14 protein-coding genes are annotated in these 12,767 nt (G+C 63.0%); 9 read left to right on the top strand and 5 right to left on the bottom strand.

Annotated features, from left to right (window positions below):
- Nucleotides 1–56: 56 nt before the first annotated feature.
- Nucleotides 57–680, bottom strand: coding sequence for a glutathione S-transferase family protein (locus J5J09_RS12895; RefSeq protein WP_208551302.1), 624 nt, complete (start codon nucleotides 678–680; stop codon nucleotides 57–59).
- Nucleotides 681–811: 131 nt separating this feature from the next.
- Nucleotides 812–2,026 (bottom strand): NADP-dependent isocitrate dehydrogenase, encoded by a 1,215-nt coding sequence (locus J5J09_RS12890; protein ID WP_208551301.1) that lies wholly within the window; start codon nucleotides 2,024–2,026, stop codon nucleotides 812–814.
- A gap of 227 nt (nucleotides 2,027–2,253) precedes the next feature.
- Between J5J09_RS12890 and J5J09_RS12885 the strand changes: the two genes are divergently transcribed.
- The 8 genes from J5J09_RS12885 (at nucleotide 2,254) to J5J09_RS12850 (ending at nucleotide 9,400) form a co-directional block, all read left to right on the top strand.
- Nucleotides 2,254–2,772 (top strand): hypothetical protein, encoded by a 519-nt coding sequence (locus J5J09_RS12885; RefSeq protein ID WP_208551300.1) that lies wholly within the window; start codon nucleotides 2,254–2,256, stop codon nucleotides 2,770–2,772.
- Complete coding sequence (locus J5J09_RS12880) at nucleotides 2,769–3,347, top strand: hypothetical protein (RefSeq protein WP_208551299.1); 579 nt, start codon at nucleotides 2,769–2,771, stop codon at nucleotides 3,345–3,347. Before J5J09_RS12885 ends, J5J09_RS12880 begins: the two co-directional genes overlap by 4 nt.
- A 73-nt stretch (nucleotides 3,348–3,420) precedes the next feature.
- A complete protein-coding gene (locus J5J09_RS12875) occupies nucleotides 3,421–3,966 on the top strand; it encodes a hypothetical protein (protein ID WP_208551298.1) in 546 nt (181 codons plus the stop codon).
- Between the two features lie 70 nt (nucleotides 3,967–4,036).
- A complete protein-coding gene (locus J5J09_RS12870; protein ID WP_208551297.1) occupies nucleotides 4,037–4,858 on the top strand; it encodes an RNA methyltransferase in 822 nt (273 codons plus the stop codon).
- Nucleotides 4,839–5,642 (top strand): glutamate racemase, encoded by an 804-nt coding sequence (murI, locus tag J5J09_RS12865; protein WP_208551296.1) that lies wholly within the window; start codon nucleotides 4,839–4,841, stop codon nucleotides 5,640–5,642. Before J5J09_RS12870 ends, murI begins: the two co-directional genes overlap by 20 nt.
- 380 nt (nucleotides 5,643–6,022) lie before the next feature.
- The gene (locus J5J09_RS12860; protein ID WP_208551295.1) at nucleotides 6,023–6,259 is read left to right on the top strand and encodes a DUF1127 domain-containing protein; all 237 of its coding nucleotides are present in this window, start codon (nucleotides 6,023–6,025) and stop codon (nucleotides 6,257–6,259) included.
- 183 nt (nucleotides 6,260–6,442) lie between these two features.
- Nucleotides 6,443–7,732 (top strand): hemolysin family protein, encoded by a 1,290-nt coding sequence (locus J5J09_RS12855; RefSeq protein WP_208551294.1) that lies wholly within the window; start codon nucleotides 6,443–6,445, stop codon nucleotides 7,730–7,732.
- Nucleotides 7,733–7,867: 135 nt separating this feature from the next.
- Nucleotides 7,868–9,400 carry an ATP-binding protein gene (locus J5J09_RS12850; protein WP_208551293.1) on the top strand — a complete coding sequence of 511 codons (1,533 nt, stop codon included), beginning with the start codon at nucleotides 7,868–7,870 and terminating at the stop codon, nucleotides 9,398–9,400.
- A gap of 3 nt (nucleotides 9,401–9,403) precedes the next feature.
- On the opposite strand, the gene J5J09_RS12845 is transcribed toward J5J09_RS12850, so the two are convergent.
- Nucleotides 9,404–9,826, bottom strand: a complete 423-nt coding sequence (locus J5J09_RS12845; RefSeq protein WP_208551292.1) for a DUF1810 family protein — start codon at nucleotides 9,824–9,826, stop codon at nucleotides 9,404–9,406.
- 98 nt (nucleotides 9,827–9,924) lie between these two features.
- Here J5J09_RS12845 and J5J09_RS12840 point away from each other — a divergent pair, with 98 nt between their 5' ends.
- On the top strand, nucleotides 9,925–10,302 hold the full coding sequence (locus tag J5J09_RS12840) for a DUF1622 domain-containing protein (protein WP_208551291.1): 378 nt from the start codon (nucleotides 9,925–9,927) through the stop codon (nucleotides 10,300–10,302).
- Between the two features lie 34 nt (nucleotides 10,303–10,336).
- Here J5J09_RS12840 and pepT read toward each other — a convergent pair whose 3' ends face one another.
- Together pepT and J5J09_RS12830 are read right to left on the bottom strand one after the other, a co-directional pair.
- A complete protein-coding gene (pepT, locus tag J5J09_RS12835) occupies nucleotides 10,337–11,569 on the bottom strand; it encodes a peptidase T (protein ID WP_208551290.1) in 1,233 nt (410 codons plus the stop codon).
- A 26-nt stretch (nucleotides 11,570–11,595) separates the two neighbouring features.
- Complete coding sequence (locus tag J5J09_RS12830; RefSeq protein ID WP_348646457.1) at nucleotides 11,596–12,492, bottom strand: D-alanyl-D-alanine carboxypeptidase family protein; 897 nt, start codon at nucleotides 12,490–12,492, stop codon at nucleotides 11,596–11,598.
- Nucleotides 12,493–12,767 lie beyond the last annotated feature (275 nt).

The raw sequence follows: 12,767 nt of genomic DNA, 5'->3' as shown, positions 1-12,767 counted from the left end.
GATGCCGGATTAGAGACCTTGGCCTTGCTTGGGGCAAGGCCGGCCCCCGCAGCGGCTCAGGTATTTTGCATGGCCGCTGCAGCGGCATCGTCGAGTTCCGCCGCACGCCGCGCGGCGGGGCGGCTGCCGACACGACCAAGATAGTCTGTGAAGGCCTGGCGTTTCTCGATCGCGCCGGTATGCATCCCCCAGCCGATATGGGAGCCGACATAGACATCAGCGGCGGTGAAGGCCTTGCCCGCGACATAGTCCGATGCGCTAACGGCGGCTTCGAGCGTATCGAGCATGGTTTCGTAGCGGCCGTACCCGACCATACCGCGCTTGTCGTCAGGGACCGTGACGCCCAGCGCCCGGTTGACGAGGCAGGCCTCCAGCGGGCCGGCTGCGAAGAATATCCAGCGATAATAGGAGGCGCGGTCGGCGGGTGGCGGAGCAAGGTGAGCTTCGGGGAAGGCGTCCGCCAGATAGGCGCAGATTGCGGCGACTTCGGTGACAACGTTATCGCCGTGCCTTATCGACGGCACCTTGCCGAGCGGGTTGACTGAACGATAGTCCGGGGTCTTCATCGGCGGGCCGAAGGGCACGATCTCCGCGCGGTAGGGAACGCCGACCTCTTCCAGCATCCAGCGCACCATGCGGCCGCGCGACATCGGATTGGTGTAGAATACGATTTCGGACATCTTGAGCCCTCCCAAAGGTTGTGCGGAAGGCTAGGGCCCGCATCACCGGCGCGTCAATGGCTCGGCGCTCCATGCAAGAAAAAAACCCGGCCAGAAGACCGGGTTTCTCGTCGTCACTTGGTCTATGACAATCAGGCGGCCATGGCCTTCTTCAGGTTTTCGTCGACCTTGTCGAGGAAGGCGGTCGTGGAGAGCCACGGCTGATCGGGACCGATGAGGAGCGCCAGGTCCTTGGTCATGAAGCCGGATTCGACCGTGTCGATGCAGACCTTTTCAAGCGTTGTTGCGAACTTCGCGAGTTCGGCATTGTCGTCGAGCTTGGCGCGGTGGGCGAGGCCACGGGTCCAGGCGAAGATCGAGGCGATCGAGTTGGTCGAGGTTTCCTGACCCTTCTGGTGCTGGCGGTAGTGGCGCGTGACCGTACCGTGGGCGGCTTCTGCCTCGACCGTGCGGCCATCCGGGGACAGGAGAACCGAGGTCATCAGGCCAAGCGAGCCAAAGCCCTGGGCTACCGTGTCGGACTGGACGTCGCCATCGTAGTTCTTGCAGGCCCAGACATAGCCGCCGGACCACTTCAGAGCGGAGGCGACCATGTCGTCGATCAGGCGGTGTTCGTAGACGATGCCGATTTCGTCGAACTTGGCCTTGAATTCGTTCTGGTAGACTTCCTCGAAGATGTCCTTGAAGCGGCCGTCATAGGCCTTCAGGATGGTGTTCTTGGTCGACAGGTAGACCGGCCACTTGCGCATCAGGCCGTACATCATCGAGGCGCGGGCGAATTCGCGGATCGATTCGTCGAGGTTGTACATGGCGAGCGCCACGCCGGCGCCGGGGGCGTCGTAGACTTCCCGCTCGATCACTTCACCGTCTTCGCCGACGAATTTGATCGACAGCTTGCCCTTGCCGGGGAACTTGAAGTCGGTTGCCTTGTACTGGTCGCCGAAGGCGTGACGGCCGACGACGATCGGCTGGGTCCAGCCGGGAACGAGGCGGGGAACGTTCTTGCAGATGATCGGCTCGCGGAAGATCACGCCGCCCAAGATGTTGCGGATCGTGCCGTTCGGGCTCTTCCACATCTGCTTCAGATTGAATTCCTTCACGCGGGCTTCGTCCGGCGTGATGGTGGCGCACTTGATGCCGACGCCGTGCTTCTTGATGGCGTGAGCGGCGTCGACGGTCACCTGGTCGTTGGTGGCGTCGCGGTTCTCGACCGACAGGTCGTAGTATTCAATGTCCAGATCAAGGTAGGGAAGGATCAGCTTGTCCTTGATGAACTGCCAGATGATGCGGGTCATCTCGTCGCCGTCGAGATCGACGACCGGGTTCGCAACCTTGATCTTGTTCATGAATTGCCTCTTCTGCTCTGTGGGAGGGGAATCCCGCGGGGTTTCAAGCGAAATTTGCTGCGCTATAGCATCGCGACGGCGCGAGGCAAAGCGCAGAAGCCCTGCTATCGTGCTTTTGCTGAAGAAATTGCCACCAACTTTGGTCGCGTCGTCGATCGGAGGCGCGCTTGCCGTTTCCCATGGTATCGATAGATTGCGATAAACTCAAAACCTGCGGAAATCCACAGATGAAATCCATCCTCCTCGGCCTGTCGCTGACGCTTCTCGCCAGTTCCGCCCTGGCCATCGACATGACCGCTCCGGTCAAGACCCTGATGCAGATCGCCCAGAAGAACTGGGAAAGGGACAATACCGATTTCCGGGACATGTTCGGCGACGACCTGCTGGACGAGATTTACAGCCGCGACTTCGCCAACAGCTATCGCGAGGCATCCAAGTTTCCGGTCTACGATCCGCCGGAAGGTGAAACGACAGGCACGCCGCTGGACTACGATCCGATCGTCGGCGGACAGGACAGCTGCCCGATCGAGAAGCTCAAGATAGAGGACGACGGCGACGGCCAGGTGGTCGCGACCTTCGATAACCGGAACTGCTTCGACGAGGCGACCAACGAGCCCGAACGCGTGCTGATCTTCCATGTGATCGAAGAGCAAGGCAAAGCGGTGATCGACGACCTCTATGAGGTGGTCGACGGGCAGACCGGCGAATCGCTGAAGGGCTATCTGAAGGAAATCGGTGCTCAATGAGCAGTCCGCGGTCCTCAAGACGCCTGCTGTTTGTAAGCCTTGGTCTGGCGATGCTGACGGCCACGCCCTCGATCTCGCTGGCCGACGGCGCCGATCCGTTGCGGCCGGTCAAGGCCGTGATGGGCGTGACGATCCGCAGTTCGGGCGGCGAGACGACCGGCGGGGACGTGTCGACCAGCTATTTCGATCCTGAGGCGCTGATGGCGCTCTACAGCGTCGGCTTCACAAGGGATCTCGCCGCTGCACTGGTCAAGGTGAAGAGCAACGAGGACATGATGTTCCTCGACCACGAGCCCGTGATCGGCGGGCAGGACAATTGCGAGGTGACCGACGTTACCTACGAGGTCGGCAAGCCGGAGGGCGACAAGACGCCTGTCTTCGTGGAGTTCAATGCCTTTGCCTGTTTCGGCGAGGAGTGGGCCAAGGTGAGAACGCGTGTGGTCTTCGACGTCGTGCAGGAGGGCTACAACGAGCCCGCGCCGTGGTATTACGTCGATGACATCCGCCATCTCGGCGACGACGGCAAGACGGACCACTCGCTCAGGGAACAGTTCCGGGCGCTCGCCGAAGACTGATGGTCGCGGCGCCCTTGCGCTGTTTTGGTCTTGCGCGCAATCTCCGGACAGAGACGGATGTCCGGGAGATGCAATGTTTCGGTTGGCGTGTTTGTTCCTGACTTCGGGATTGGTTCTGGCGGCGCCGGCTCAGGCCGACAACCGGCGGGATCTGGTTGACGGCTATGTGGAGCGGATCGTGGTGAACGCGCTCGACGAACCCGACCGGCATGAGCCGTATTTTACGGAAACGCAACTGTTGAACGATTTCACGCTGTCCTTCGTCGAGGCCTATACCGGTGCGGTCCGTATGGCGAAGGCGGCGGGCGCGGTGGTGCTGTTCGAGACGGATGCGATGACCGGCGATCCCAACCGTTGTCCGATCGGCAAGGTCGGGGTAATCGACCGGACACGCGCCGATACCCGCAACATGATCGATGTGAGCCTGCAGACACCGGACTGTGGCGACAACTTTCCCGAGGGGGGGCACCGCCTGATGTTCATCTTCGAGCCGGTCGCAGGTTCATCGTCGCGATATGCGATCGACGATGTTCTCAGGCCACTTGAAAGTGGCGGATGGTTTTCGCTCAAGGCCTGGCTCGAACGGCAGGCGTCGGGCAAGCCGGTGCCGTGGAGATGATCATCGCTTTTGCATTTTCGCGGCACCTGTGCCAGTGAAGCCGCCGTTTCATCGAGAGCGGGCGAATAGAATGGCAGGCACGAACAGCGAGCGCGAATTGTTGGCGGAAGGTCCGGTGATCATTCTGGTCGAGCCGCAGCTCGGTGAGAATATCGGCATGGTGGCTCGCGCCATGGCGAATTTCGGGCTTTGGGAGCTCCGGCTCGTCAATCCGCGCGATGGCTGGCCGAGCGAGAAGGCGCGCTCCGCCGCCTCCAAGGCCGATCACGTGATCGACGCCACGCAGGTCTACGAAACGCTTGAGGCAGCGATCGCCGATCTGAACTTCGTCTATGCGACGACCGCGCGCGAACGCGACGGCTTCAAGCCGGTGCGCTCGCCCGTTGTCGCTGCCTCGACGCTGCGGGCGAAGTTTTCCGGCGGCGAGCGGACCGGCATCCTGTTCGGCCGCGAGCGCTGGGGACTGACGAACGAGGAGGTGGCGCTCGCCGACGAGATCGTGACCTTTCCGGTCAATCCGGCCTTCGCCTCGCTCAATATCGCCCAGGCCGTGCTCCTGATGTCGTATGAGTGGATGAAATCGGGCATGGAGGATCTGGCGGAGACGCGGTTTACCGCCTCCGAGCAGCGACCGGCGACCAAGGACCATCTGATCGGATTGTTCGAGCAGGTGGAGGAGGCGCTCGACGCACGCGGCTATTTTCGCCCTGAGGGCAAGAAGCCACGGATGATCGAAAATCTCCGCGCGGTGCTGTCGCGGCGGGCCTTCACCGAGCAGGAGATCAGCGTGTTGCGCGGTGTTTTCGCCACATTCGACCGCTACAGCCGCAACAATCCCAAAGGGTCGGTCAAGTCTAGGAGCGGGGACGAGGATGGCGACGGAGACGCGTGAGCTGAAGCCTGTTCTCGTCTTCGATTCGGGCATTGGCGGGCTGACGGTCCTGCGCGAGGCGCGGGTGCTGATGCCGGAACGCGGTTTCGTGTACGTGGCCGACGACGCCGGCTTTCCCTATGGCGACTGGGAGGAGGCGCCGCTCAAGGCGCGGATCGTCGCTCTCTTCCGAGAGCTCATCGTCACTTATGATCCCGAAGCCGTTGTCGTCGCCTGCAATACCGCCTTTACGCTGGCCGGCGCGGATTTGCGGGCAGCATTTCCCGAAATGCGTTTCATCGGCACGGTGCCGGCGATCAAGCCAGCGGCGGAGCGCACGCGATCGGGGCTGGTTTCCGTGCTGGCCACGCCGGGAACGGTGAAACGCGCCTATACCCGCGACCTCATCCAGTCTTTCGCCACACAGTGCCACGTCCGGCTGGTCGGATCGCAGAACCTTGCGCGCATGGCCGAGGCCTATATTCGGGGTGATGCCGTCTCCGACCACGAGGTATTGTCGGAGATTACGCCATGCTTTGTCGAGAGCGAGGGGCGCAGGACCGACATCGTTGTGCTCGCCTGCACGCACTATCCGTTCATGGCGAACGTCTTCCGGCGGCTGGCGCCATGGCCGGTCGACTGGCTGGACCCGGCCGAGGCGATCGCCCGGCAGGCGCGGCGGCTGGTGCCTGTTGTCGAAGGCGCGGAGCATCCGGAGGGATTCGATCTCGCCGTCTTCACGTCCGGCAATCCGGATTTCTCGACGCGGCGGCTGATGCAGGGATTTGGTCTGCGCGTGGGGTGAGCGTCGATAATGTTGCTATTGGGCAACGGCTCACGCCCCGTTGATGCAATCGCGAATTGTGCTCTTGCCGTGATCGGACCTCTATGGCATCGTCCAACAATCCGAAATCCGAACCGTTGGAGGCGTTATGACTCATTTTGCACGACTGATGCGCCGAACCCTCGGTCTCGCCGCCTCGACGCGTGTTTCGACAAACGTCGTCCGAGGTTGCTCCGGTCGCGCCTCGCATTGAGAGCCCGATAAGTCCGGTTCGTCGGCCTTTTCACCATCATCCCGTGCCTGATTTCTGCCCCTCGGCGCCTGTTGCGCCGTAAGCCGTAATCGCGCGCTCATTCATTTTTCGAGGAGCCGTCGGCCGAGAGGCGACGGCATGAGAAACCATGTTCAGAGATCAACTTTTGATTGAAGCGTCGCCGCGGATTCCGCTCCAGGAACTGCGGGAAAAATTCGGCTTCTGGCGCATCGCCCTGTCCCTGCTCATCAACGAGATGCGGCTCCGGCGGCGCTACAACGCCATCGCGGGCCTGTCGGACAGGATGCGCCGCGACATGGGTTTGCCGCTCGAGGAGCGCTTTCCTCCTCCGTCGCGCCCGAGCCTTTGGGATATCCGGTTCTGAGTGACAGGACCGGTAAATTCCCGTCAATCAGGCAGGATGCGGTGACCTCGTCGCCGCATCCTGTTCCGCAAGAATTGATCGCCGGTTGCCGGTCCTTGTCGTTTGGAAGGACCGGTCTTGTATGATAGAGAACCGGAGTGGCCGGCCGTTTAGCCGGTGTAGAGGAGCGTTGCTCGTTTCGTTTTGTTAACAGAGATATTGATCGTCATCTTCTTGACGTTGCTGAATGGCGTTCTCGCCATGTCCGAACTGGCTGTTGTCTCGTCGCGGCCGGCTCGATTGAAAATCCTGGCGGATCAGGGAAATCACGGCGCGCAAGTCGCCATCCGGCTGGGTGAAGACCCCGGTCGTTTTCTTTCCACGGTACAGATCGGCATCACGCTTGTCGGCGTCCTTTCGGGTGCGTTTTCAGGCGCCACGCTCGGTGCGCGCCTTGCCCAGTTTCTCGCAAGCGAGGGGCTTTCGACGACGGCTGCCAATGCGCTTGGTGTCGGCTCGGTCGTCGTGCTCATCACCTATCTGTCGCTGATCGTCGGCGAACTTGTGCCGAAGCAGATCGCGCTGCGCAATCCCGAGGGCGTCGCCTCGCGTGTGGCGCGGCCGATGCTTCTTTTGTCCAAGGTCGCGGCGCCCCTTGTCTGGCTGCTCGACACCTCCGGCAAACTGATCCTTGCCCTGCTCGGGCAAAGCGGCGGAAATGTCGGGACCGTTACGGACGAGGAGATCAAGAGCGTGCTCGCGGAAGCCCAGAGCGCCGGCGTGATCGAGACGGAAGAGCAGGCGATGATCTCCGGCGTGATGCGGCTTGCCGATCGCACCGCCCGGGGCCTGATGACGCCGCGCCGCGATGTCGAGATGGTCGACGTCGACGATACGCTCGAAGAGTTGAAGGACACGCTGAGGAACAGCCAGCATTCGCGTTTGCCGGTCAGAACCGGCGATTCGGACGAAATCCTCGGTGTCCTCGTCAGCCGCAAGGTCTACGAGGCGCTGGCGCTCGGCCAGCCGGTGGACATCCGCACGATGGCGGCCGAGGTGCCGATCATCTCCGACCTCGCCGGCGCGACCGACATCATCCAGGCGATGCGTCGGACGCCGCTGCACATGGTGCTGGTTTATGACGAATACGGTCATTTCGAGGGGATCGTCACTTCGGGCGACATTCTGGAGGCCATTACCGGCGCCTTCCAGGAGGAGGGCGACGACGAGCCGGCGATGCTGCGCCGCGAGGACGGTTCCTATCTGGTGGCCGGCTGGACCCCGATCGACGAATTCATCGATCACATCCGTGTGCGCATCGAGGACGAACCCGACTATACGACGGTCGCGGGCTTCGCCATCGACGAGATGAAGACCATTCCCAATCTCGGCGAGAGCTTCATCAAGGACGGATGGAAGTTCGAGGTCATCGACATGGACGGCCGCCGCATCGACAAGCTTCTCGTGACGCCGGTTGGCGAGGGCGAAATCTGACCGCTGTGGCGTTATTGCCTGTGGGTTTCGCGATTCCCGGCGCGTCACCGCGCGCCGGGTCTGCTATTGCGGGGATTGGTTTGCCGCGATAGCCGTAGCCGGCATCTTCCAGACAGTCTGAAAGGGTGATTCACGTTGCAGGTCGGGATCGATATGGGAACATTGGCGGGCGGTGACCCGGCCAAGCTCGATATCGAGGAATTGCTGGCCACGCGTTTGCTGGTGCAGGGCAATTCCGGTTCGGGCAAGTCGCATCTGTTGCGCCGGTTGCTGGAGCAGTCCGCCAAATGGGTGCAGCAGGTGATCATCGACCCCGAGGGCGATTTCGTCACGCTCGCCGACAAATACGGTCACGTGGTCATCGATGCCGACCGGACCGAGGCGGAGCTTGCCGGGATCGCCGACCGCATCCGGCGTCACCGCGTGTCCTGCGTGCTGACGCTGGAAGGCCTTGAAATCGAGCAGCAGATGCGGGCGGCCGCCGCCTTCCTGAACGGGATGTTCGACGCCGACCGCGAATTCTGGTTTCCGGTGCTGGTGGTGGTCGACGAGGCGCAGATGTTCGCGCCGTCGATGGGGGGGGACGTGTCGGAAGACGCGCGGCGCATGTCGCTCGGCGCCATGACCAACCTGATGTGCCGCGGCCGCAAACGCGGGCTTGCCGGCGTGATCGCGACGCAGCGGCTGGCCAAGCTCGCGAAGAACGTCGCGGCCGAAGCCTCCAACTTCCTGATGGGGCGCACCTTTCTCGACATCGACATGGCGCGCGCTGCCGACCTGCTCGGCATGGACCGGCGGCAGGCGGAGATGTTCCGTAACCTGAAGCGTGGCAATTTCGTCGCGCTCGGACCTGCACTGTCGCGTCGGCCGCTGCCGATCGTGATCGGCAATGTCGAGACCTCGGCGCGCTCGTCCTCGCCGAAGCTGATGCCGCTGCCGGATGCGCCGCAGGATGTGGAGGACCTGATCTTCACGCCCGATCCGGAGGAATTCACCCGGCCGATCGTGCGCCGCGCGCCGCCGGCGCCGCGTCCGACCACGGATATCCTGGCGGAGCTGTCGCGCGCCGCGCCCGCCGGTGGCGAAGACCAGCCGTCCGCCGCTACGCCGTCGCGTCCGGCCGCGCCCGAAATCTCGGCGGAGGAGCGCGAGGAGCGGCTTGCGGCCGTACTGGACGAAATTCTCGCCGATCCGCAGGCGGCGTATCGGACCGACTCGGTTCTCTACCAGGAATTCCTCGTGCGCGCCCGCATGCGTCGCGTCGGCGGTCCGCCGATGGCGATGGGGGAGTTCCGGCGTCGCGTCGCCATTTCCCGTTCCGGCGTGGACGAGGAGACGGTAGCCAGCGAGGGCTGGGCGACGGCGCTATCGCTGTCGGCGCAGGTATCCGATGACCTTCAGGGCGTCTTCCTGCTGCTCGCCAAGGCGGCTTTGACCCGCGAGGTGTGCCCGTCGGACCAGCGCATCGCCAAGGCCTACGGCACGCATTCGGCACGGCGCGCGCGCCGTCTGCTCGGCTATTTCGAGGAGCAGGGCCTGATGGTGGTGCACACGGATTTTTCCGGAAAGCGGATCGTGGCGTTTCCCGACCTGCAGGCCGAGACGGCGCCGGGTGATCCGAACGCGACAGACGAAGCTGGCGGCGAGGTTCCGTCCGCGGCCGAATGAGGGTCAGAGGCGGGCCAGCGTCTCGCCGTCTTCCTTGCCGTCATAAAATTTCCGAAGCACATCCTCGAAGATGTTCGGGTTTGCACTGGCCCTGGCAAAGAGTGTCATCGACGAGCGCAGCTTCATGACGTCGGGATAGCCGAAGATGCGCTCGGCATCGGTTTCGTCGAGTGCGAGCAGGATCTGGCAGCTTTCCCGGAGACGTGGGCCGAGAACGGGACGTTCGAGATAGGCACGTGCTTCGTCGAGCGATGTGATGGCGTAGCGCCGGGCGGTCGGGCTGGACCCAAGGCCCGCGATCTGGGGGAAGACAAACCACATCCAGTGGCTCTGCTTCCGACCGGCGCGGAGCTCGCGCAGGACCGTGTCGTAGACGGGGGCTTGGGCGTCGATGAAGCGCTGGAGATTGTCGTCGGGTTGCGTCACGGGCTGTCCTCTCTGGATTGAGGGTTGGTTGCGTGGGTCTGTTCTTGAAACTTCCTCCGGTGAAACGAGTTCCCCTTTCAGCAAAAAGGGGCCCCCGGATGGATATCAACTTCGCGACATTCCTTGACATCACGACGCTGACGATCGAGGCGGCCGGGGTGGTCGTGATCGTCATCGGCATCTCGGTAGCCTTCGGCAAGTTCATCCGTGATCGTGCGGAAGAGGGCGCCTACCGGAAGCTTCGCTCGACGCTCGGCCGGGCGATCCTGCTGGGGCTCGAGCTTCTGGTCGCGGCCGACATCATCAACACCGTTGCGATCGAGCCCAGCCTCGACAGTCTTGCGGTGCTGGCCGGTATCGTCCTGGTCCGGACGTTTCTCAGCCTGTCGCTGGAGGTCGAGATCGAGGGGAAATGGCCCTGGCACCGGGCAGCGTCAGAACGAAGCGCCGCGTCTGCGCGAGACGGGGATCGGTGACGGATGATGAGGACAGGTCGGCGGCGAGGACGTCCTAGACCCGCTCCTCCCAAACCTTCACCAGTTCGACGATCGTCTTCACCGAGACCTCCATGTCCTGGACGCTCACCCATTCGAGCGGCGAGTGGTAGGCGTGGCCGCCGGTGTAGATGTTGGGGCAGGGCAGGCCCATGAAGGAGAGGCGGGAGCCGTCGGTGCCGCCGCGGATCGAGGCGGTGACGGGCGTGAGGCCGACGCGGCGGACGGCTTCTTCCAGATTGGCAATTACGTCCGGATGGCGGTCCAGCACTTCCTTCATGTTGCGATACTGCTCGCGGACCTTGAAGGTCATCGAAGAGCCGGGATAGGCCTTCATCACGTCCTGGGCGATGCCCTCCAGCAGCGCTTCCTTCTCGTGCAGGCCGTTCACGTCGAAGTCGCGGATGATGAATTTCAGGTGGGCAGCGTCCATGGCGCCGGAGATGTCGGTCGGGTGGATGAAGCCCTGGCGTCCGTCGGTCGTTTCCGGCGCCTGATCCTTCGGCAGGCGTGCGACGATGTCGGCGGCGATCTTGATGGCGTTTTCCATCACGTCCTTGGCCGTGCCCGGATGCATTGAGACGCCTGTGATGGCGATGTCGACGCCGTCGGCGGAGAAGGTCTCGTTCTCGATCTCGCCGACCTTGCCGCCGTCCATGGTGTAGCCGAAGGCGGCGCCGAGCTTCTTGAGGTCGACCTTATCGGCGCCGCGACCGATTTCCTCGTCGGTGGTGAAGAGCACCTTCACCGTGCCATGGGGGATGTCGGGATTGTCGACGAAATGGCGCATCGCCGTCATGATCTCGGCGACGCCCGCCTTGTCGTCGGCGCCGAGAAGGGTGGTGCCGTCGGTGGTGACGATGTCGTGGCCGATCTGGTCGTTCAGGTCCGGATGTTCGGCGACGCGGATCACGCGGCTGGTGTCGCCCGGCAGAACGATGTCGCCGCCCTGGTAGTTCCTGACGACCTGCGGCTTGACGCCGGTGCCTGTGAAATCGGGCGCGGTGTCCATGTGCGAGCAGAAGCAGATGACCGGGACCGGCTTGCCGGTATTGGCGGGCAGGGTCGCGTAGACATTGCCGTGTTCGTCGATGTGGGCGTCGGACAGGCCCATGGCCAGAAGCTCGTCGACGAGCACGCGGGCGAGATTCTTCTGCTTTTCCGTCGAGGGCTGCGCCATGGATTCCGGATCGGATTGCGTATCGATCATGACGTAGCGCAGCAGGCGGTCGAGAACGGTGTCGGTCATGGCGTGCTCCGATCCTTCAATGTTTGTTACTGGCCGGCCGGGGCAGGCCCGAGATATTTCTCCATCAGCGCGATCATCTGCTTGTCGCGCTCGCCTGCGCTGTTGCCGCCGAGCACGACGCCGACGAGGCGGCGTCCGCCATTGCTGGCGGAGGTGACCAGATTGTAGCCGGACGCTTCCGTATAACCGGTCTTGATGCCATCGGCGCCCGGATAGGCGGCGAGAACGCCGTTGTGGCCGCGGAACTTCATGCCGCGGAAGGTCATGGTCCGGGTCGAGAACAGCTTGTACTCTTCCGGATAGTCGCGCAGCAGCGCAAGGCCAAGTCGCGCCATGTCGGCCGCGGTCGTCACCTGGTTCGGGTCCGGCAGACCGGCGGGATTGGTAAAGACGGTGCTTGCCATGCCGAGCTGGCGGGCCTTTGCGGTCATCATCTGGCCGAAGGCTGCCTCCGAGCCGGCGAGCGCCTCGGCGACCGCAACGGCGGCGTCATTGGTGGACAGCACGATCATGCCCATCACTGCCTCGCGCACGGTGATCGAGCGGCCGACGCCGACGGCGAACTTGTAGGGTTCCTTGCTCTCGGCGTTTTCCGACATCACCAGCTTGCTGTCCCATGTCAGCCGACCTTGATGCAGCGCCTCGAAGGTGAGGTAGAGCGTCATCATCTTGGTGAGCGAGGCCGGATAGTTCAGCTCGTCGGCGTTCTCGGCTTCCAGAATGGTCCCCGTCTGCGCGTCGACCACAAGATGGGCGCGACCGGCGAGGGCCTGGCTGGCGGTGAAAGTCAGGACTATTGCGAGAAACGTGCGGGCGACGGCGGTGTGAACGCGGGACGACATGGCGATCTTTCGATAAATGGAATGCAGTCCTTCCGCATATCGCAGATCACCCGGGCTGTCAGCCGCCGTGTGCCGCTTCACGGTATTTTCAACTGTTGGCGGACGACGGCATGGCGCTGTATGGCCGTGTGGTCCGACGCCCGAAGCGATACGGTCGGCGTGGCGGGTGCGAAGTTGGGCCATGGCTGTTGACAAAAATGCCTATCCTGACTAAAGACGCCCCCAACGCCGGGCCGAAATGCCCGGTGTTTGTTTTGACATGTCCCGTGGTTTTCTCCGTTCGCTGACGTGAGAAGCCTGTCAGAGCTCCCAAACAGGGCTCAGAGGAGGGCGTGTTTCCTTAAGGCGGTTTGGCA

The sequence above is a fragment of the Ciceribacter sp. L1K22 genome (assembly GCF_017599385.1).
In the GTDB taxonomy this organism is placed as follows: Bacteria; Pseudomonadota; Alphaproteobacteria; order Rhizobiales; family Rhizobiaceae; genus Allorhizobium.
Note: the sequence above shows the minus strand (reverse complement) of the source record. Positions and strands in the feature narration are given on the sequence as shown.

Bases quoted from the DNA above. Each gene is read 5' to 3' on its own strand.
- J5J09_RS12890 (WP_208551301.1), bottom strand. From the start codon at position 2,026: ATGAACAAGATCAAGGTTGCGAACCCGGTCGTCGATCTCGACGGCGAC.
- J5J09_RS12895 (WP_208551302.1), bottom strand. From the start codon at position 680: ATGTCCGAAATCGTATTCTACACCAATCCGATGTCGCGCGGCCGCATG.
- J5J09_RS12880 (WP_208551299.1), top strand. From the start codon at position 2,769: ATGAGCAGTCCGCGGTCCTCAAGACGCCTGCTGTTTGTAAGCCTTGGT.
- J5J09_RS12875 (WP_208551298.1), top strand. From the start codon at position 3,421: ATGTTTCGGTTGGCGTGTTTGTTCCTGACTTCGGGATTGGTTCTGGCG.
- J5J09_RS12870 (WP_208551297.1), top strand. From the start codon at position 4,037: ATGGCAGGCACGAACAGCGAGCGCGAATTGTTGGCGGAAGGTCCGGTG.
- murI (WP_208551296.1), top strand. From the start codon at position 4,839: ATGGCGACGGAGACGCGTGAGCTGAAGCCTGTTCTCGTCTTCGATTCG.
- J5J09_RS12840 (WP_208551291.1), top strand. From the start codon at position 9,925: ATGGATATCAACTTCGCGACATTCCTTGACATCACGACGCTGACGATC.
- pepT (WP_208551290.1), bottom strand. From the start codon at position 11,569: ATGACCGACACCGTTCTCGACCGCCTGCTGCGCTACGTCATGATCGAT.
- J5J09_RS12860 (WP_208551295.1), top strand. From the start codon at position 6,023: ATGTTCAGAGATCAACTTTTGATTGAAGCGTCGCCGCGGATTCCGCTC.
- J5J09_RS12885 (WP_208551300.1), top strand. From the start codon at position 2,254: ATGAAATCCATCCTCCTCGGCCTGTCGCTGACGCTTCTCGCCAGTTCC.